The sequence below is a fragment of the Modicisalibacter sp. genome (assembly GCF_055145905.1).
Genome location: NZ_JBSREH010000051.1, coordinates 1 through 20,818, shown reverse-complemented (window position 1 = coordinate 20,818; position 20,818 = coordinate 1). Strand labels below are relative to the sequence as shown.

Below are 20,818 nucleotides of genomic sequence, written 5' to 3'. Positions count from 1 at the left end.
CGGGTCCAGCATAAGCGGGAGACCTCGAAGACACAAAGCGTGACAGCGGCGCCCTGTCAACGCTTGCACGGGGGCATGCAGCCCCGTCACTTGCTACCATGGGCCGGCGCACAGGACGTGGCAAGACACCAGGAGAAGCCATGGGACTTCAGGAAATCGCCGTGGGCGGCATCTACTTCAGCCCCTTGCTGCTGTACGCGCTGCTGGGCTTCGTCTGCGCCGTGGTGACACGCAACCTGCTGCACCGCTTCCTCGGCCAGCAGGTGCTCTGGTACGAAGCCTGGTTCGATGCCGCCCTGTTCGTCATTCTCACCGCCGCCATCGCCTTCGCCTCTTCATTGCTGACAGGGACGCCCTTCTGATGCGCCGATCGCTCCGCATTCTCGTCACACTGCTGATCGTGGCAGCCGCCGTCGCCGCCGGGCTGTGGCTGTGGCACTACTACCTGTACACCCCCTGGACGCGGGACGGCCGGGTTCGCGCCAACATCATCACCATCGCCCCGGACGTCTCGGGCTGGGTCGACACCCTGGCCGTGCAGGACACCGCCGCCGTGAAAAAGGGCGAGGTGCTGTTCACCATCAACGACGCCCGCTACCAGGCTGCAGTCGACAAGGCCGAGGCCGTGGTCGCCCAGCGCCGGGCGACGCTGGAGCTCAAGCGTCACGAAGCCTCCCGGCGCCAGCATCTGAGCGATCAGGCGATCAGCGCCGAAAACCAGGAGGTCGCCCGCATCAACACCCGGGTCGCCGAAGCCAACCTGGGCCAGGCCCGGGCCGACCTGGAACGCGCCCGACTCGACCTGAAACGCACCACCGTGACAGCCCCGATCGCCGGCCATATCCTCAATTTGCATCTCAACGCCGGCAACTACGTGACCGCCGGCAATCCGGTGATGGCGCTGGTCGCCTCGAACTCCTACTACGTGACCGGCTACTTCGAGGAAACCAAGATGCCGTTCATCCACGTCGGCGCCCCGGCACGGGTGACCCTGATGAGCGGCAATACGCAACTGCGCGGCCACGTCGCCGGCATCGGGCGCGGCATCGCCAACGCCAACACCGACACCAACAGTGAGCTGCTGCCCCGGGTACAGCCGACCTTCAGCTGGGTACGCCTCGCTCAGCGCATCCCGGTGCGCATCGAGCTCGACACCATTCCCGACGAGACACTGCTCAGCGCCGGGATGACCGCAACGGTACGCATCGTCGACGAAAACCGCTGAGCCGACCGCCATGTCTGCCCTTCTCAAGGCCTATCTCACCCCGTCGGCGAGTGCGGTCAAGTTCGCCATCAAGGCGACCCTGGCGATGTTCCTGGCGCTCTATCTGGCGCTCTGGTTCAACCTCGACCGCCCCTACTGGGCGCTGATCTCGGCGGCCTTCCTGCAGATCCGGCCGATGAGCGGCATGGTGATCGAGAAGGGCCTCTGCCAGATCGGCGGCACCGTCATCGGCGCCGTCGCCGGCACCGTGATCATGGCGCTGTTCGTCCAGGCGCGGGTGCCGGCGCTGATCACCCTGACCGCCTGGATCATGCTGTGTACCTACGGCAGTTCGCTGCTGCGCAACAACTTTTCCTATGGCTGCATCATGGCCGCGGTGACGGCGATGCTGATCGTGGTGATCGCCGGCAGCAACCCGGCCAGCGTCTTCGACGTGGCGGTGGCGCGCCTGTCCGAACTGGCCCTGGGGGCGACCTGCGCGACCCTGGTCAGCTCGCTGCTTTGGCCCTCCAAGGTGCGCGATCACCTCGCCGACCAGGCCAACACGGTGATCAATCAGGCCTTCCTGCAGGCCGCCCAACGCCTCGAGGCGAGCCACGACGATACCGAGCTACAAACCTCGCTGACCGGCAGTCTGGCGCCGCTGACTCAGCTCGAAACCGACAGCCAGGCGGCACGCTACGAGGGGCCGGAGGGCAACGGCCGGGTCCGCGCCACCCACGTGCTGACGCGCCGCACGCTGCGCTTCTTCGCCACCCTGCACGCCATGCATCATCTGCTGCGCGATCGCCACGAGGCGCTCGACGCGGATATTCGCGAGCTGGCCACGGAATGCGCCCGGGGCTTCCGCGACGCCGAGAACGTCGAGGGTGTACCGGCCGCCAGAAGCCGCTTGCAGACGCTGCGCCATCGGGCCCTGGAACTCGACGAGACCCAACGGGCGCCCCTGCAGCGACGGCTGGTGCTGGGGCTGCGCGACATTCTCGGCCACGCCATCGTCATGCTCGATGCGCGCGAGGCGATCGTCACGCCGGGCAGCAAGCACGTCCGCAGCGGCCGACTGTCCTGGCACCGCGACCATCTCGCGGCAGGCGTCAACGCGCTGCGTGCCGGCATCGTGTTCGGCTGCCTGGCGACCTTCTGGATCCTCACTCACTGGTCGAACGGCCAGGTGGCGATGCTGCTCGGGACACTGTTCTCGGCATTCTTCGCCAGCCGCGACAATCCGGTGGCAATCACCCTGATGTTCTACAAGGGCATGCTGGCGGCGATTCCCAGCGCTTTCCTGTTCGGCCACGTTCTGCTGTCCCAGGCCAACGGCTATCCGATGCTCGCCATGCTCTTCGGCACGCCGCTGTTCCTCGGTCTGCTGGGTGCCGGCAACCCACGTACCATGGGCTACTGCCTGGCCTTCACCATCTTCAATATCCTGCTGACCATGCCCGGCAATGGCATGGATTTCTCCTTCGATAGCTTCGCCAACCGCGCGATCGCGGTGATCATCGGTCTGAGTGCCGTGGTGATGAGCTTCCGCCTGCTTCCCGGACTTGGCGCCACCTTGCGGCAGCGGCGCCTGGTCGGCGCCATCGCCCAGGACTTGCGTCGGCTCGACCAGGGCTCGCTGGGTGAGGCCGAAACACGCTTCAGCGGCCATATCGCCGATCGACTGCTGGCCCTCGCTCGCCACGACGACATGCTGCCCGACGATCAACGTCATCTGTTCGCGCTGGGCCTTACCGGTCTGGATCTCGGTGCCAGCAGCCTGCGCCTGCGCCAGTGGCTCGATGATACCGACAGCGCGGCGGTACGCCGTGCCCGGCGACATTTCCAGCAGGCCCTGGCCGAGGCCTATCGGCACTGCGCCGATGGCCGGTCGTATCCGATGCTGGACGATGCCGCCCGCACCCTGCTCGATACGGTCCGGGAGCACCAGGCGCTGCCCGACGCACGCACCGATCTGCTGCAGGGCATGCTCGAGCGTCTGAGCCTGACGCTATATCAGCAGGCCGGGCGAATCGCCGAGCGGCTCGACACAGCCCCTGCCCGATAGCACTCCATGGACTCTGCACCATTGCTGAGAATGACTATCAGCGTTGCACCAAAAAGCAGCACAAGGGTACTCCTGAAAAATCCCCGTCTGGAACAATTCCTGCTCGAAATATCGCAACCAGCTGAAAAGTAATATATTTACCCTGACTGGCAGGAATTTTGTAACGGGTGTCAGCGAGAGAAACAGGGGTATCGGCGGCCATGCCGCCACACAATTCGGTTTCCAATGGATGGCTAGGGTTCCGATCGCATCACCTACTCACCCCGATGCGATGACTGGTCCGAGAGCCATCGACCCGCCGCACTGAACGAGTATGGCTGACGACGGGTTACACGGCGGGAGAAAAGCCCGGGAGGATACGGTGTCACAGGCTGCCACCGATACCCCCGCCTTTCGCCAAACCATTGGAGGCCTCATGCGCTTGCACAATCTCACTCTCCCCGTCCTGACCTTGTCGGCCCTGCTGGCCTCACCTCTGGCGAATGCCCAGAGCCGCGACCATTTCAGCGTCTGCTGGTCGATCTATGCCGGCTGGATGCCGTGGAGCTATGCCGACACCCAGGGCATCATCGACAAGTGGGCCGACAAGTACGACATCGACATCGATCTCGTGCAGGTCAACGACTACATCGAGTCCATCAACCAGTACACCTCCGGCAACGTCGACGGCTGCGCCATGACCAACATGGACGCTCTGACCCTGCCCGCCGCCAGCGGCGTCGATTCCACCGCGCTGATCATCAACGACTACTCCGACGGCAACGACGGCATCGTGCTCAAGGACAGCGACGACCTGGCCGACATCAAAGGTCGCAAGGTCAATCTGGTGCAGTTCAGCGTGTCCCACTACTTCCTGGCCCGGGCCCTGGAGAGCGTCGGCCTCACCGAGCGCGACATCGAGACCGTCAACACCTCGGATGCCGACATCGTCGCCATCTACCCCAACGACGACATCGAGGCCGTGGTGACCTGGAATCCGCAGCTCAGCGCCATCGACGGACTGGACAACAGCCACGTGGTCTACACCTCCAAGCAGATCCCCCGCGAAATCCTCGACATGATGGTGGTCAACACCGACACCCTGGCCGCCAACCCCGATTTCGGCCATGCCCTGGTAGGCGCCTGGTATGAAGTCATGGAGACGATGGAGGCCGGCGACGAGCAGGCGCTCTCGCAGATGGCCGAGGCCGCCGGCACCGACCTCGCCGGCTACCGGAACCAGCTCGCCGCCACCCACCTCTACACCGACCCCGTCGAGGCCGCCTCACTGATGCGCAGCGAGGATCTGCTCTCCACCATGCAGCGTGTCGCCGAGTTCAGCTTCAAGCACGGCCTGCTCGGCGAAATGGCCCCCAACCCGGGCTTCGTGGGCATCGAAACGCCCCAGGGCGTGTTCGGCAACGAGTCCAACGTCAAGCTGCGCTTCGACCCCCGCTATACCGACGCCTACGTCGAGTCGCAGCAATAAACCGCCACGTCTCGCATCATCGCCGGCCCGCCTGAGCTCGTGCCAAGCAGGCGGCGCCGGCAGCACGCCATCCACCCGACGGAGTCATGCTCATGAAGCGACTCATCAACCTCACACCGACCCGGGGCAGCCGCTGGCTGCTGGGGCTGGTGCCGTTCGTGCTCGTGGGGATGGTCTATCTGGCCTTGTCCAACGCGCGCCTGGCGGAGAATCCCGACGACCGCCTGCTGCCCTCGCCCGCCACCATGGCCGAGACCTTCGGCCAACTGGCGACCAAAGCCAGCGTGCGCACCGGCACCATTCCGTTGTGGGACGACACCTTCGCCAGTCTCGAACGTCTGGGCCTGGGCATCGCCATCAGCGCCCTGATCGGTCTGCTCGTTGGCCTGTTCACCGGGGGCCTGCCGCTGGTGCGCGCCAAGCTCTCACCCTTGGTGACGGTGATCTCGTTGATCCCGCCGATGGCCATCCTGCCGATCCTGTTCATCGCCTTCGGTACCGGCGAGATGGCCAAGGTCGCGTTGATCGTCATCGGCGTGACGCCATTTCTGATCCGCGACCTGCAGAACCACGCCCTGCGCCTGCCCGACGAACAGCTGATCAAGGCGCAGACCCTGGGGGCGAGTTCCTGGCAGGTGCTGACCCGGGTGCTGCTGCCGCAGCTCACCCCGCGACTGATCGCCTCGACCCGCCTGGCGCTGGGCAGCGCCTGGCTGTTTCTGATCGCCGCCGAGGCCATCGCCGCCCAGGAAGGCCTGGGCTATCGCATCTTCCTGGTGCGCCGCTATCTCTCTATGGACGTGATCCTGCCCTATGTGGCCTGGATCACTCTGCTGGCCTTCGTCATCGACCGGGTGCTGGTGCTGATCTCGACACGCGCCTTTCCCTGGTATCACGCCGAGGAGGGCGACCAGACATGAGCCATCCAAGAAGCCTGCTCGAAGCCCGGCGCGTGGAGAAGGACTACGGCAACCAGGTGGTGCTGGAGCGCCTGTCGTTTCGTGTCGATGTCGGCGAGTTCATCACCCTGGTCGGCGCTTCCGGCTGCGGCAAGACCACCTTTCTGAAACTGCTGCTGGGCACCGAACGCATCACCCGCGGCAGCCTGACGCTGGACGGCCGGCCGCTGCCCGACGAACCCGGCCCGGATCGCGGCGTGGTGTTCCAGAAGTACTCGGTGTTCCCCCACCTCAGCGTGCTCGGCAACGTGATGATGGCCGAGGAGCTGGCCCGCTCGCCATGGCTGGGCAAGCTGTTCGGCAGTGCGCGTCGCCGGGCGCGTGACGCCGCCGTCGCGCGACTCGAGGAAGTCGGCCTGCAGAACGCGCTGGCCAAGTATCCGCACGAACTGTCCGGCGGCATGCAGCAGCGTCTGGCCATCGCCCAGGCGCTGATGATGAAGCCACGCATCCTGCTGCTCGACGAGCCGTTCGGCGCACTCGATCCCGGCATTCGCCAGGACATGCATGCCTTGATCACCCGGCTGTGGCGTGAGCAGCAGCTGACCATCTTCATGATCACCCACGACGTCAAGGAAGCCTTCGCGCTCGGCACCCGACTGTGGGTGTTCGACAAGGTCCGCCATGACCCGCAGGCCCCCCAGGCCTATGGCGCCACCATCACCTATGACCTGCCGGTCGGCGAGATGCAGCAGCCCCCCGAGGGGCTTTCCGCCCAGCTCGACGCCACCACCCGCCTCACGCACACGACTCAGGAGACGCTGACATGAGTACGCCCATGCCCCCCAACGACGATGCGCGCTACACCACGCATCTGCCCGGCGGCCAGCACTGGTCGCTGCGTCTACGTCGCGGTACCACGCTGACGCTGACGGCGAAGGAGGCCGACACCAACGTCGGCCTGCTGTGCTACAACCCCGAGAACCTGCTCGAGCGCCTCAATCTGCCGGACACGCTGAAGGCCCAGCACACCTTCAAGCTGACCCGCGGCCACTGCTTGTATTCCGACATGGGGCGCATCTTCGCCTCGATCGTCGACGACGACCTGGGCTGGCACGACAGCGTGGGCGGCAACCTCATGCCACATCACATGGTTCAGAAGGGCTGGCAACCGGTCAGCTATCAAAAGGCTCACAACGCGTGGACCCGCACCGGCTACGACAATTTCCTGGTCGAACTGGCCAAGTACGGCCTCGGCCGGCGCGACATGGCTGCCAATCTCAATCTGTTCTCACGGGTGGAGAGCGACGGCGAGGGCCGGCTGCGCTTCGTGCCCGGGCACTGCCAGCCCGGTGCCAGCGTCACGCTGCGCCTGGAAATGGATACCCTGGTGATCCTGCACACCTGTCCGCACCCGCTCGACCCCAGCGCCGAGTATCCGCGCCGCGGCGTGGATATCGCGCTGGGGACCGCGCCGGCGCCCACCGAGGACGACGTCTGCTACCGCTCGCGCCCGGAGAACGCTCGCGGCTTCGCCAACAACCGCCTCTACCATCTCGGCCTGTAAGGGAGACTGCCCATGATCATCGAGAGCACCAAGCGTCCCGAGAACGCCACAAGCCGCACCACGGTCGAGGCCGGCGATCACTACATCGGCATCGTCCAGGCCGGCCAGACCCTGCGCATCCTCGATCTGGAAGGCAACCAGGCCGCCGACACGCTGTTCTTCAACGCCCATGACACCGCCGAACGCTACAGCGCCATGGATACCCTGCGCGAGCAGGGCGCGGTCTACCTGACTGCCGGCTCCCGGCTGCTCTCCAACGAGGGCAACGTGCTGCTGACCCTCACCGCCGACACCTGCGGTCGCCACGACACCCTGGGCGGGGCCTGCGCCAGCGAGAGCAACACCGTGCGCTACGACCTCGAGAAGCGCCACATGCATTCGTGCCGCGACAACTGGATGCAGGCCATCGCCAATCATCCCGAGTACGGCCTCACCAAGCGCGACATCACCCACAACATCAATTTCTTCATGAACGTGCCGGTGACCGCCGAAGGCGGGCTGACCTTCGCCGACGGCATCTCGGCACCGGGCAAGTACGTGGAGATGATCGCCGCGATGGACGTGGTGGTGCTGATCTCCAACTGCCCGCAGCTCAACAACCCGTGCAACGGCTATAACCCGACGCCGATCGAGCTGCTGATCTGGGACTAGAAAAACTGGCTGCGCTCGCTCAGTTTTTACCGGCCCATAACAACGTTTTTTTTGCCTTGGAGACGACTCCATGGCGCTACCAGTCCCGGCGGGACGGCCCGCCACGTCATGGACCGCTTTCATGTTCAGCAAAGTCCTGATTGCCAATCGCGGCGCCATCGCCGCCCGCATCCAGCGCACGCTCAAGCGCCTGGGCATCGCCTCGGTGGTGGTCTACGCCGAGGCCGACCGCGACGCGCCCTATGTTTTCCAGGCCGACGAGGCCTATTCGCTCGGCGACGGTGCCGCCGCCGACACCTACCTGGCCATCGACACGTTGATCGACATCGCCAGAAAAAGCGGCGCCGAGGCAGTGCATCCCGGCTACGGTTTCCTGTCCGAGAACACGAATTTCATCCAGGCCTGCGAGGATGCCGGCCTGGTGTTTCTCGGCCCGACGGCCGAGCAGATCCGTGACTTCGGCCTGAAGCACGAGGCCAGAGCACTCGCCGAACGCGCCGGCGTGCCGCTGGTGCCCGGTTCCGGGCTGCTCGCCAGCGTCGATGACGCCCTCGTCCAGGCCGAACGCATCGGCTATCCGGTGATGCTCAAGTCCACCGCCGGCGGTGGCGGCATCGGCATGCAGGTGTGTGCCGACGACGCCGAACTCCGGCGCGCCTTCGACTCGGTGCGCGGCCTCGGCGAGCGCAACTTCGGCGACGCCGGGGTGTTTCTCGAAACCTATATCGCCCGCGCCCGCCATCTGGAAGTGCAGCTCTTCGGCGACGGCCGGGGCAAGGTGGTGGCGCTGGGCGAGCGCGACTGCTCCACCCAGCGCCGCCACCAAAAGGTGCTCGAGGAGTGCCCGGCCCCGGAGCTGCCGGACACGGTGCGCCGCGAACTGCACGCCACCGCCGTGCGCCTGGGCGAAACGGTCGGCTATCGCAACGCCGGCACCGTGGAGTTCATCTACGACGCCGAGCGCCAGCGCTTCTACTTCCTCGAGGTCAACACCCGCCTGCAGGTCGAGCACGGCGTCACCGAGGAAGTCTGGGGCGTCGACATCGTCGAATGGATGATCCGCCTCGGTGCCGGTGAGCTTCCCCCGCTCGACGCCCTGACCCGCGATCTCGCGCCCACTGGCCATGCCATCCAGGCGCGCCTCTACGCCGAGGACCCGAGTCACGATTTCCGTCCCAGCGCGGGCCTGCTTACCGAGGTCGCGTTTCCCGAGACGCCCGGCCTGCGTGTCGACCACGCCATCGAGGCGGGGCTCACGGTCTCGGCGCTGTTCGACCCCATGCTGGCCAAGGTGATCGTGCATGCCGACGACCGCGACACGGCCCGCGAACGTCTGGCTGAAGTTCTAGAGCAGTCCAGCATCTATGGAATCGCCACCAACCGTACCTGGCTGTCGCACGTGCTGCGCGACGCGCGCTTTCGCGACGCCGACCTGCACACCCGCTGGCTGGCCGATCTCGCCTGGGCGCCGCCGGCCATCGAGGTGCTGAGTGCCGGCACGCTGACCACGATTCAGGACTACCCCGGGCGCCAGGGCCACTGGGACGTGGGTGTGCCGCCCTCCGGCCCCTTCGATGACTGGTCGTTCCGCCTCGGCAACCGCCTGCTCGATAACTCCGCCGACGCGGCGGGGCTGGAGATCACCCTCACCGGCCCCACGCTGCGCTTTCACCGCGCCACCCAGATCGTGCTGGCCGGCAGCGAGCTGCCTGCCGAACTCGACGGCAAGGCCGTGGCCTTCTGGCAGGTGCTGGACGTTCCCGCCGGGGCCACGCTGACGCTGGGCAAGGCCAGTGCCGGCGCGCGCGCCTATCTGCTGGTGCGTGGCGGCATCGACTGCCCGAAGTATCTCGGCTCCCGAGCCACCTTCACGCTGGGCCAGTTCGGCGGTCATGGCGGGCGCGCCCTGCGCACCGGCGACATGCTCGCCCTGCCCGCACTCGACCCCACCGCGTCACGCGCCCTGCCTGAAGCGCTCAGGCCCGAACTCGGCGGCCAGGATGGCCATGTCTGGCAGATTGCCGTGCTCTACGGCCCGCATGGCGCGCCGGACTTCTTCACCGAAGGCGACATCGATACCTTCTTCGCTCATGAGTGGGAAGTGCACTACAACTCCAGCCGCACCGGCGTGCGCCTGATCGGCCCGCGTCCCGAATGGGCCCGCGCCGATGGCGGCGAGGCCGGCCTGCACCCGTCGAACATCCACGACAACGCCTACGCCTTCGGCACCATCGACTTCACCGGTGACATGCCAGTGATCCTGGGGCCCGACGGCCCCTCGCTGGGCGGCTTCGTGTGTCCGGCCACGGTGGTGCGCGCCGAACGCTGGAAACTCGGCCAGCTCACCGCCGGCGATCATGTTCGCTTCGTGCCGGTGGATCTGGCCACTGCCCGGCAACTGGAAGCGCGCCAGCAGGCCCAGCTCGAGGCCCTGAGCGAGCAGCCCGCCGTGGCGTTCAAAGAGGATCGCGGCAGCCCGGTGCTGCGCGACGTACCGGCCGAGACGGGCGGCGAACGCATCGTCTATCGCCGTGCCGGCGACGACTTCCTGCTCATCGAGTTCGGCGCCATGGAGCTCGACATCGCCCTGCGCTTTCGCGCCCACGCCTGGATGCTGTGGCTGCAGGAGAATTCCCTGTCCGGCCTGCGCGAGCTGACGCCGGGCATCCGCTCGCTGCAGATCCACTACGAACCCGACGAACTTGCCCTCGATGCCCTGCTTGCGCATCTCGAGCGCGCCGAGCTTGAGCTGCGCGACGTCGAGTCGCTGGAGGTCGAGGCGCGCACCGTTCACCTGCCGCTGTCCTGGGACGACCCGGCCTGCCAGGAAGCCATCGACAAGTACCAGCGCTCGGTGCGACCGGATGCGCCCTGGTGTCCCAGCAACCTGGAGTTCATCCGCCGCATCAACGGGCTCGATGCCGTCGAGCAGGTCCGCGACATCGTCTTCAATGCCCGCTATCTGGTCATGGGCCTGGGCGACGTCTACCTCGGCGCGCCGGTGGCCACGCCGCTCGATCCGACCCAGCGTCTGGTCACCACCAAGTACAACCCGGCACGCACCTGGACCGCCGAGAACTCGGTGGGCATCGGCGGCGCCTATCTGTGCGTCTACGGCATGGAAGGTCCCGGCGGCTACCAGTTCGTCGGCCGCACCCTGCAGATGTGGAACCGCTATCGCCGCACCGAGTATTTCGACAACCCCTGGCTTTTGCGCTTCTTCGATCAGCTGCGCTTCTTCGAGGTCAGCCACGACGAGCTGATGCGCATCCGCCGAGACTTTCCCCACGGGCGCTATCCGCTCCAGGTCGAGACCACGCGTTTCCGGCTCGCCGACTACCAGGCCGATATCGAGGACCGCGCCGAACGGATTCGCGACTTCCGCGAACGCCGCGAGGCGGCCTTCCAGCAGGAGATGGCCGACTGGCGCGCCAACGGCCAGTTCACCTTCGAGGATCAGGCCCCGGAAGCCGTCGAGGCCACGGAACTGGGTAGCGACGAGCTGGGCATCGACAGCCCGGTCACCGGCAGCTTGTGGAAGCTGACGGTCGCCGAAGGCGAGCACGTCGAGGCCGGCCAGGTGGTGGCGCTGGTCGAGTCGATGAAGATGGAGGTCGAGATCCTCGCCCAGCAGGCGGGCCAGGTCACGCGCCTGCCGCTGGCCGAAGGGGCCGCCGTCGCGCCCGGCCAGCCGATCGTGATTCTCGAACAGACCGCGAACCTGGAGACCTCCGCATGAATGCCGTCGACATGACCATTGCTTCGTTGCTGGCGCGCTATCGCGCCAATGCGCTGACCCCGCGTGAATTGATCGACACGCTGCTGGCGGATGCCGACGCGCGTGGCTTTGATCCCGCCTGGATCACCCGGCTCACGCGCGAGCAGCTCGAACCCTATCTCGAACGTCTCGAGGCGACCGACCCGCAGACGCTGTCGCTCTACGGCATCCCCTTTGCCATCAAGGACAACATCGACCTCGCCGGTGTGCCGACCACGGCGGGTTGCCCGGCCTATGCCTACACACCGGATGAATCCGCCTTCGTGGTGCGCCAGTTGATCGAGGCCGGTGCCATTCCGCTGGGCAAGACCAACCTCGATCAGTTTGCTACTGGTCTGGTCGGCGAGCGCGCCCCAGACATCTACGGCGTGCCCGGCAACGCCTTCGACGGCGAGCGCATTCCCGGCGGCTCGAGCAGCGGCTCGGCGGTCACCACCGCCCAGGGCCAGGTCAGCTTCGCGCTGGGCACCGACACCGCCGGCTCCGGGCGCGTACCGGCGTGCTTCAACAACCTGTTCGGTATCAAGCCCACACTAGGCCTGCTGAGCACCGCCGGCGTGGTACCGGCCTGCGCTACCCTGGACACCATCAGCCTTTTTGCGCTGAGCGCCGACGACGCCAACGCCGTGCTGAGTGTCGCCGGCGAGTACGATCCCGACTGCGCCTGGTCGCGACGCCACGATTTCGCCGTGGCCGGCCAGGCCTACGGCGAGGCGCCGGGGCGCTTTCGCTTCGGCGTGCCGCTCGAATCGCAGTGGCAGACCGATGACGCCTACACCGCCGGCATGCGCCGGGCCGTCGACACTCTCGAGGCGCTGGGCGGCATCAAGGTCGAGCTCGACTGCACGCCGCTTTTGGCCGCGGCGCGCCTGCTCTACGAAGGGCCATGGGTCGCCGAGCGCTACCATGCGGTACGCGAGCTGATCGAGAACCGTCCCGACGCCCTGCATCCGGTGACACGCCAGGTCATCGAGGGCGGCGGCAAGCCGCGTGCCGTGGACGCCTTCGACGCCCGCTACCAGCTCGCCGAGTACAAGCGCCAGGCCGATGCCCTGCTGGCCGGGGTCGACGTCGTGCTCGCGCCGACCACCGTGACGCATCCCACCAAGGCCGAGGTGGCCGCCGAGCCCGTCGCCGTCAATTCGCGGCTGGGCACCTGGACCAACTTCATGAACCTGCTCGACTACAGCGCCCTGGCCGTGCCCACCGGCTTCACCGACGCCGGGTTGCCGTTCGGCGTCACGCTGTTCGGCCCGGCTTTCGCCGACCTGACGCTGTTGAGCCTCGGCCGCGCATTGGAGCGCCGCCTCGACTTGCCGCTGGGCGCCACCGGCGTCGCCCGCGCCCCGCTGCCGGCCTTGCCGGAGGCCCACGACGGCACCCTGGAACTGGTGGTGTGCGGGGCGCATCTCGACGGCCTGGCGCTCAATCACCAGTTGACCCGCCGCGGCGCGATCAAGGTCGCCACGACCCGCAGCAGCGCGAACTACCGCCTGTATGCGCTGGCCGGCGGCCCGCCAGCGCGCCCGGCGATGGTCCGCGACGATGCCAACGGCGCCGCCATCGAGGTGGAGGTCTGGCGCCTACCCATCGACGGCGTCGGCAGCTTTCTCGCCGGCATTCCCGCCCCGCTCGGACTGGGGCAGGTCGAACTGGAAGACGGTCAGTGGAAGTGCGGTTTCATCTGCGCCGCCGGGGCCCTGGAAGCGGATGGCCCGGCCGAGGACGTGACCCGTTTCGGCGGCTGGCGCGGCTGGCTCGACTCCCAACAGGGAGAACGCTCATGAGCCATGCACAACGCCAACCCGGCGATTTCCAGTCACTGCCGGTGATCGACATTAGCGGGCTCTTCAGTCAACAGAAGGGCGAACGTCTGGCCGTCGCCGAGCAGCTTGGCGATGCGGCGCGCAACGTGGGCTTCTTCCATGTCGTCGGTCACGGCATCGGCGAGGAGACGCGCCGAGGGCTGCTGGATCAGGCCAGGCGCTTCTTCGCCCAGCCGATGGAAGCCAAGATGCGCCACTACATCGGCCTTTCCGCCGGCAACGGCACCACCCGCCATCGCGGCTACGTTCCCGAAGGCGAGGAAGTTCCCGAGAAGGGCAAGCGCGATCTCAAGGAGGCCTTCGACCTGTCCTTCGAGCTCCCCGCCGACGATCCCGCGGTGATCGCCGGCACCCCGATGCTAGGGCCCAACGTGTGGCCCGACCTGCCCGGCTTCCGTGAGCAGGTCTACGCTTACTACCAGACAGCCTACGCGGTGGGCCGCGCCCTGATGCGTGGCTTCGCCCTGGCCCTGGGGCTGCCCGAGGAACACTTCCTCAAGGACGTGACCCGGCCGCCCAGCCAGTTGCGCCTGATCCACTACCCGTACAATCCCGACGCCGAGGACGCCCAGGGCATCGGCGCGCATACCGACTACGAATGCTTCACCCTGCTGCTGCCGACCGCGCCGGGTCTCGAGGTCATGAACGGCAAGGGCGAATGGATCGACGTGCCCTACCGCGACGATGCCCTGGTCATCAATATCGGTGACATGCTGGAGATCTGGACCAATGGCGAATTCGTCGCGACCTCGCATCGGGTCCGCAAGGTCAAGGAGGAGCGCTACGCGTTCCCGCTGTTCTTCGCCTGCGATTACGCCACCACCGTGGCGCCGTTGCCCCAGCTCGTCGCGCGCGACGGCGAGGCACGTTATGCCCCGCTCAAGGCCGGCGAGCACCTTTACGCCCAGACCATCCATACCTTCGCCTATCTGCAAGAACGTCTAGCCACGGGCGAGATTCACCTGCCGGATGGCGCTCGCGATACCGCTACCCTGGGCCAGCACGCACGTCATCCGCAAGTCGATCGGGAGACGCCATGAGCATGCCGCTGCCCGGCGTACCGCCGGTCTATCGCGGCGTGTGGCAACGCCTGCGCTATGTCGGCGAGGACGACGATGGCCAGTGCGTGGACGATCGCTCGACCCGGGTCGTCTGGCTTCAGACGGCGTGCTGGCACGCCGATCTGCGCGTGCCGGTGGATACCCCCGACTTTCGCGGCGTCGCATCGCTGGCCGAGTGCCGCCGCGACCAGCTCATCTGGCTGGCGAGCCTGACCGCCTTCGTCGGGCTGACCCGGGTCGAGGGGCGCTTCTGCACCTGGCACCGGCTCGTCGATCTCTCGCCGGGGCTCGACAAGGACGTCGGCGACATGCGCTTTCTCGATCCGCACCGCCTCGAGGAACGCGATCCCCGGGGGCGCTACCGGGAGGACTGGGCGTGCCTCACCGACAGCGTCGAGACCGGCGACACAGTGCGCCTGGACGCACAGGGGCTGCCCCGCTGGCTGCAGCGCGGCGATCATGCGGTGTGGATCGAGCCGCGAGGCGCCATGCCCGAGACACACGACCTTCTGGCGCCCGCCTCGACCCTGCCCGACGACGCCCTGAGATGGCGCGCCGGCCTGGCCCTGCACTATCTGCACCGCGACGACGCCGGCTGGCGGGTTGCACTGTCCACTCGGCCCTGGCGGGTCGGCGAGCGCATCGCCCCCGAACCGATGAGGCCACCGCATGGCAAGACCACGCCGGTGATTGTTCACTCGGGCGACTGATGGCGTTCTTGAAGGGGGAGGAAAGAGACATATTTATAATACATATATTCATTATATTTAAATAATAATACGCAAACAAACAAATAGCAAAATATTCATAACCTTGGAAACATATGCTATAATTTTGTCGCCTGACAACGACAATCGGCATTCACACAGGGCTGACATGGCCCGTTTTCACTTGACTCACGCAAGGAGAACACCGTGAAGCAGAGATCATTCAAGGCTATTGGGCTGACCACCACACTGTTCACGCTGGCCACGCCGGCGCTGGCACAACAGGCCAGCAACACCAACGTGCAGCGACAGCTGCAGGAACTGCGCAACAAGATCGAGCAACTCCAAACCCAGCTCGACGAGCAGCAACGCCAGGCTTCCACCAGTGAGTCGGATCAAACCCGACAGCTGGCCGAAGAAAACAGCCAGATTCTCGAGGCCATGAAGCGCACCGAAATCAACGGTCAGCTCGAGTTCGGTTCAACCTTCAACGACTGGAGCCAGCGCGACAAGGACACCGGCGGGGACCTCGACTTCGGCAAGTTCAACCTCGGCGTCAGCGGGGGCTACGACCAGTTCAATTACTCGTTCCAGTACCGCTTCTACAACGGCTATCGTTTCCTGCAGCACGGCTGGCTGGGCTACGACATAACCGGTAACGACAGCGTCAAGCTGGGTCTGGTGCAGACGCCGTTCGGCAACATGGATTACGGGTATCTCGGCTGGTACGGCAACCTGCCCTATCTGGCGGGCTTCAACGACAACCAGAACGCCGGTATCAAGTGGGATCACAGCACCGGCGCCTGGGACACCTCGCTGGCCTTCTTCAAGAGTGACCAGCTCGGCGACGACAACGAGCACTATGGCGCCAACGCCGTGGGCAACAGCGCCCAGGGCAACACGGAAGAGAACCAGTTCGCCGGTCGCGTCGCCTACACCTTCGGCAAGGGCAGCGACTACACCACCGAGGTCAACCTCTCGGCCAAGGGGGGTCAGCTCTACAACACACGGACCGGCGACAGCGGCGACAACTGGCAGGCCGCGCTGGGCCTGAGCGGCAGCTACGGCAACTGGCTGACCCTGCTGCAGGCCACCACCTACGAGTACAACGCCGAGAACCCGGCGGAGTCGGTATCGGGCATTTCCGACAACGTCCTGCAGGTCGGTGCCTTCGGCTTCAACTACCTGATTCCGGCCAAGGGCGAGACCTATTCGGCGAGTCTGGCCTACAGCATGGACGTCAACTGGGGGCCGGTGGAGAACCTCTACTTCTACAATGACTTCAGTGTCATCGATGCCGCCAACGACTATTCGCCGATCAACGGCGGCTACGGCAACATGGACAATCCCATGCTCAACGATCTGGGGATGAAGGTGACCGCCGGGCCCTACTACGCCTGGTTCGACATCATCGCCAACAAGAACGGCCTGAACTACTTCGGCTCGCCGGTGGACGACAACTGGCACACCAGCGTCCAGACGCATTTCGGGCTGACCTTCTGACGCCCGCGCAACATTACCGCGATAGCTCCCTTGCCCCGCTCGCTCCCGAGCGGGGCTTTTTCATATTCATGGCTGTGCATGGGCGTTCATGGACGCGCCAGGCTCAGTAGACGCCCTCGATATCGACGCTGCGCAGCGCATTGCGACCCAGCCCGTCGTGCAGATCGAGCATGCGCTCCACCCAAGCGTAGACCGGGTCGGCATTGGAGACCAGATCGGCGGCCGACACGGTGCGCGCCCACATGAAGGCACCGAACACCAGGTAGTCGGCGGCGGCGGGCGCCTGGCCGTCGAGAAACTCGGCTTCCTCCAGGCGGGCCCGCATCGGCTCCAGCGCCTGGTCGAGCTGGCTCAGCCCGCGACTCGGGGCGTGGACTTCCTCGAGCGTGCGCCCGAAGGCCTTTTCCCGGGTTTCGCGGAAGTACTCGCGATCCTGCGGGGCCACGACATTGAACAGGTCCATCATCACCGTCTTGATGATGGCGGGTGCCAGGTTGCGCTCGGCGTAGAACTTGAAGAAGCGAGCCCGCGCCTCGGCCTCCGGGCCGCCCAGCAGCGACGACTCGGGATAGACCCGATCCAGATAACGGAAGATCTCGTAGCTGTCGACGACGGTTTCCTCGCCATCGACCAGCACCGGCACCTTGCCCTGCCCGGAAAAGGCGAGCATGCCCTTGTCGGTGAAGTGGCAGGGACGGGTCTCGTAGTCCAGCCCCTTGTGCGCCAGGGCGTACTTCACGCGCCAGCAATAGGGTGAGAAGCGCAGCCCTTCGTCAATGCCGCAAAGGTCGTAGAGAATTCGTGCCATAGCGTCCTCGTCATGCCGTTTCGATGAATGCTTAGAACGCTACCATCCTGCGCCGAGACGCGCCATGGTGTCGGGCGGATTCGCCCTCCGCATCATCTATTAGTCGAATAAATTGACCAATCCTGCTCTCCGCCACTCGCTGACCAGGCTGTATTTTTCATCACAACTCATTGATTTTAAAATTAAAAATAGGTCATACCAGTGCGCCGCACCATTGGTAAAACCAATTTTCCAAGGATGGCCAAGCCGACGATTCCTGATTATCGTGCCAGACCTGCTGCCCCCGGCAGCACGGCAAGCCTGCCGAACCCTTCGCTTCTGGTCGTGCCATGCCCAGCCTGACGCTGGACAACAACAAGAGGGACTGTGCCTCATGAATGAATCGTTACTCGCGCTTCTGGCCTTTCTACCGCTGTTGCTGGCGGGGATACTGCTGATCGGCTTCCGGTTGCCCGCGCGGACCGCCATGCCGGTCGTCTTCGTCGTCACCGCCCTGATCGGCCTGTTCGCCTGGAACATGACGTTCACACGCGTGCTGGCGTCGACATTCCAGGGCCTGATTCTCACGGTCGCCATCCTGTGGATCATCTTCGGCGCCATCCTGCTGCTCAACACGCTCAAGCACTCCGGCGGGATCGCCGCGATTCGCAACGGCTTCTCCGGTGTGAGCCCGGACCGCCGCGTCCAGGCCATCATCGTCGCCTGGCTGTTCGGCTGCTTCATCGAAGGGGCGTCCGGCTTCGGCACCCCGGCCGCCGTCGCGGCACCGCTGATGGTGGCCCTGGGCTTCCCGGCGCTGGGCGCCGTGGTCGTGGGCATGATGATCCAGTCCACACCGGTCTCCTTCGGTGCCGTGGGCACGCCGATCGTGGTGGGCGTCACCGGCGGCCTGCACAAGTCCGGCATCAGCGAGCAACTGACCGCCAACGGCTCCAGCTGGGACCACTACTACCACCTCATCACCTCCGAGGTCGCCATCACCCACGGCATCATCGGCCTGTTCATGCCGCTGATCCTGGTCACCATCATGGTGCGCTTCTTCGGTGCCAACCGCTCCTGGCGTGAAGGCCTGGCGATCGCGCCGTTCGCGCTGTTCGCCGGGGTCTGCTTCGTGGTGCCCTACATGCTGGCCGGCGTGCTGCTCGGGCCAGAGTTCCCGTCGATGATCGGCGCCATGGTCGGCCTGGCCATCGTCGTGCCGGCGGCGCGCAAGGGCTTTTTGCTGCCCAAGGAAACCTGGGACTTCCCCAATGCCGAGAGCTGGCCCCAGGAGTGGCACGGCGACCTCGAGATCAAGGCCAACGAGGTCACCGACCGCACGCCGATCTCGGTGTTCATGGGCTGGGTGCCCTATGTGCTGCTGGCCGTGTTCCTGGTGCTCTCACGGACCATCGCACCGCTCAAGGACGCCCTGACCTCGGCGAGCCTCGGCTGGAGCAACATCCTCGGCGAGACCGGCATCTCCGGCAGCCTGCAGCCGCTGTACCTGCCGGGCGGCATCCTGGTGTTCGTGGTGCTGCTGACCATCGGCCTGCACCGCATGCGCGGCAGCGAAGTCAAGGCCGCCTTCCACGAATCCACCCGCACCCTGCTCGGCGCCGGCTTCGTGCTGCTGTTCACCATCCCCATGGTGCGTATCCTGATCAACTCCGGTGTCAACGGGGCCGATCTGGTCTCCATGCCGGTGGCCATGGCACGGTTCGTGGCCGACAGCGTGGGCGACATCTATCCGCTGTTCGCGCCCACCGTGGGTGCCCTGGGTGCCTTCATCGCCGGTTCCAACACCGTCTCCAACCTGATGCTGTCGGACTTCCAGTTCAACGTCGCCAGCGCACTGGGCCTGTCCACCAGCATGATGGTGGCCCTGCAGGCGGTGGGCGCCGCGGCCGGCAACATGATCGCCATCCACAACGTGGTGGCGGCCTCGGCCACGGTGGGTCTGCTGGGACGCGAGGGCGTGACCCTGCGCAAGACCATCCTGCCGACCCTCTACTATGTACTGTTCGCGGGCATCATCGGCATGATCGCCTTCTACGGGCTGCACGTGACCGACGGTCTGCTGGGCGGCTGATACCGCACCACCCTGAACGCACAACACCCCGGCCAGTGGCCGGGGTGTTGTCGTTTCAGAAGGGCGTGACGACGTCGGGGGCCCGTCGATCAGCGGAACCCCACCACCTCGTGGGGCACATAGGGTGACTCGAGGCGCTCGACCTCCGCCTCGCTGAGGGTCAGTCCGAGCGCGCCCAGCGCCTGGTCCAGATGATGCGACTTGCTGGCGCCGATGATCGGCGCGGTGATGCCGGGCTTCTGCAGCAGCCAGGCCAGTGCCACCTGGGCGGGCGATGCCCCCTTCTCCCCGGCGATCGCCTGCAGCGCCTCGATCACCGGCCGGTCGCGCTCCAGCCCCAGGTACCACTGACGCATCTGCGCATCGCTGCGGGCACGCGTGGTCTCGCCTTCGCTGCCGACCGGCTTGCTGCCGGCGAGAATGCCGCGGGCCAGCGGACTCCAGGGGATCACCGCCACGCCCTGATCGAGGCACTGCGGGATCATCTCCCGTTCCTCCTCGCGATAGATCAGGTTGACCATCGGCTGCATGGTGGCAAACGGCGTCCAGCCGTTCTCGTGGGCGATACGCTGCGCCTTGGCGAACTGCCAGGCATGCATGCTCGACGCCCCCAGGTAGAGCGCCTTGCCCGACTGCACCACCTCGTGCAGCGCCTCCATGGTCTCCTCGATGGGCGTGTCGTAGTCCCAGCGATGGGTCTGGTAGAGATCCACGTACTCCATGCCCAGCCGCGTCAGCGAGGCATCGATGGCATGACGGATGTGCTTCTTCGACAGCCCGCGTTCGTTGGGGCCCTTGTTGCCGGTCGGGTTGTAGACCTTGGTGGCGACGACCACCTCCTCGCGCCGGGCGAAGTCCCGCAGGGCGCGCCCCACCACCCGCTCCGACTCGCCGTCGGAGTACATGTCGGCGGTATCGAAGAAGTTGATCCCCGCGTCCAGGGCCTGCTGGATGAACGGACGGCTCTGCGTCTCGTCGAGCACCCAGTCGCGCCATTGCGGGGTGCCGTAGGTCATGGTGCCCAGGCAGAGCGACGAGACCTGAAGCCCGGTATGGCCCAGACGACGATAGTCCATGGTGACCCTCCTGTGAGTGGACAGGGATTAGGCATTGTCTGAAAACTGTCTGCGCTCGGCCATACTGCGTTAAAAATCAGCTCAAAATGCTCATTTACACCCCGTAAACTCCGCTTTTTCGCTGATTT

General features: G+C 65.8%; 16 protein-coding genes and 1 riboswitch. Of the genes, 14 read left to right on the top strand and 2 right to left on the bottom strand.

The window, feature by feature from the left end; translation table 11 throughout:
* Positions 1–140 precede the first annotated feature (140 nt).
* The 13 genes from ACTCB7_RS15000 (at position 141) to ACTCB7_RS14940 (ending at position 16,735) form a co-directional block, all read left to right on the top strand.
* Positions 141–362 (top strand): DUF1656 domain-containing protein, encoded by a 222-nt coding sequence (locus ACTCB7_RS15000; RefSeq protein ID WP_463007322.1) that lies wholly within the window; start codon positions 141–143, stop codon positions 360–362.
* Positions 362–1,225 carry an efflux RND transporter periplasmic adaptor subunit gene (locus ACTCB7_RS14995; protein ID WP_463007321.1) on the top strand — a complete coding sequence of 288 codons (864 nt, stop codon included), beginning with the start codon at positions 362–364 and terminating at the stop codon, positions 1,223–1,225. The genes ACTCB7_RS15000 and ACTCB7_RS14995 overlap by 1 nt, the downstream gene beginning before the upstream one ends.
* A 10-nt stretch (positions 1,226–1,235) precedes the next feature.
* A complete protein-coding gene (locus ACTCB7_RS14990) occupies positions 1,236–3,275 on the top strand; it encodes an FUSC family protein (protein ID WP_463007320.1) in 2,040 nt (679 codons plus the stop codon).
* 222 nt (positions 3,276–3,497) lie between these two features.
* Positions 3,498–3,632, top strand: a riboswitch (guanidine-I (ykkC/yxkD leader).
* Between the two features lie 58 nt (positions 3,633–3,690).
* Positions 3,691–4,743 carry a putative urea ABC transporter substrate-binding protein gene (locus ACTCB7_RS14985; RefSeq protein WP_463007319.1) on the top strand — a complete coding sequence of 351 codons (1,053 nt, stop codon included), beginning with the start codon at positions 3,691–3,693 and terminating at the stop codon, positions 4,741–4,743.
* A 92-nt stretch (positions 4,744–4,835) separates the two neighbouring features.
* Complete coding sequence (locus tag ACTCB7_RS14980; protein ID WP_463007318.1) at positions 4,836–5,663, top strand: ABC transporter permease; 828 nt, start codon at positions 4,836–4,838, stop codon at positions 5,661–5,663.
* Positions 5,660–6,472 (top strand): ATP-binding cassette domain-containing protein, encoded by an 813-nt coding sequence (locus ACTCB7_RS14975; RefSeq protein ID WP_463007317.1) that lies wholly within the window; start codon positions 5,660–5,662, stop codon positions 6,470–6,472. Before ACTCB7_RS14980 ends, ACTCB7_RS14975 begins: the two co-directional genes overlap by 4 nt.
* Positions 6,469–7,209 carry an urea amidolyase associated protein UAAP1 gene (locus ACTCB7_RS14970; protein ID WP_463007316.1) on the top strand — a complete coding sequence of 247 codons (741 nt, stop codon included), beginning with the start codon at positions 6,469–6,471 and terminating at the stop codon, positions 7,207–7,209. Before ACTCB7_RS14975 ends, ACTCB7_RS14970 begins: the two co-directional genes overlap by 4 nt.
* Positions 7,210–7,221: 12 nt before the next feature.
* Positions 7,222–7,860, top strand: a complete 639-nt coding sequence (locus ACTCB7_RS14965; protein ID WP_463007315.1) for an urea amidolyase associated protein UAAP2 — start codon at positions 7,222–7,224, stop codon at positions 7,858–7,860.
* A gap of 121 nt (positions 7,861–7,981) precedes the next feature.
* Positions 7,982–11,599 carry an urea carboxylase gene (uca, locus tag ACTCB7_RS14960; protein ID WP_463007314.1) on the top strand — a complete coding sequence of 1,206 codons (3,618 nt, stop codon included), beginning with the start codon at positions 7,982–7,984 and terminating at the stop codon, positions 11,597–11,599.
* A complete protein-coding gene (atzF, locus tag ACTCB7_RS14955) occupies positions 11,596–13,425 on the top strand; it encodes an allophanate hydrolase (RefSeq protein WP_463007313.1) in 1,830 nt (609 codons plus the stop codon). The genes uca and atzF overlap by 4 nt, the downstream gene beginning before the upstream one ends.
* Complete coding sequence (locus tag ACTCB7_RS14950) at positions 13,422–14,504, top strand: isopenicillin N synthase family dioxygenase (RefSeq protein WP_463007312.1); 1,083 nt, start codon at positions 13,422–13,424, stop codon at positions 14,502–14,504. The genes atzF and ACTCB7_RS14950 overlap by 4 nt, the downstream gene beginning before the upstream one ends.
* A complete protein-coding gene (locus ACTCB7_RS14945) occupies positions 14,501–15,235 on the top strand; it encodes a hypothetical protein (protein WP_463007311.1) in 735 nt (244 codons plus the stop codon). The genes ACTCB7_RS14950 and ACTCB7_RS14945 overlap by 4 nt, the downstream gene beginning before the upstream one ends.
* A gap of 204 nt (positions 15,236–15,439) precedes the next feature.
* Positions 15,440–16,735 carry a hypothetical protein gene (locus ACTCB7_RS14940; RefSeq protein WP_463007310.1) on the top strand — a complete coding sequence of 432 codons (1,296 nt, stop codon included), beginning with the start codon at positions 15,440–15,442 and terminating at the stop codon, positions 16,733–16,735.
* 103 nt (positions 16,736–16,838) lie between these two features.
* On the opposite strand, the gene ACTCB7_RS14935 is transcribed toward ACTCB7_RS14940, so the two are convergent.
* Positions 16,839–17,543 carry a glutathione S-transferase N-terminal domain-containing protein gene (locus ACTCB7_RS14935; protein WP_463007309.1) on the bottom strand — a complete coding sequence of 235 codons (705 nt, stop codon included), beginning with the start codon at positions 17,541–17,543 and terminating at the stop codon, positions 16,839–16,841.
* 373 nt (positions 17,544–17,916) lie between these two features.
* Here ACTCB7_RS14935 and ACTCB7_RS14930 point away from each other — a divergent pair, with 373 nt between their 5' ends.
* Entirely contained in the window at positions 17,917–19,614 is a 1,698-nt protein-coding gene (locus ACTCB7_RS14930) for an L-lactate permease (protein WP_463007308.1), read from the top strand.
* Positions 19,615–19,703: 89 nt separating this feature from the next.
* Here ACTCB7_RS14930 and ACTCB7_RS14925 read toward each other — a convergent pair whose 3' ends face one another.
* Entirely contained in the window at positions 19,704–20,690 is a 987-nt protein-coding gene (locus ACTCB7_RS14925) for an aldo/keto reductase (protein WP_463007307.1), read from the bottom strand.
* Positions 20,691–20,818: the final 128 nt, after the last annotated feature.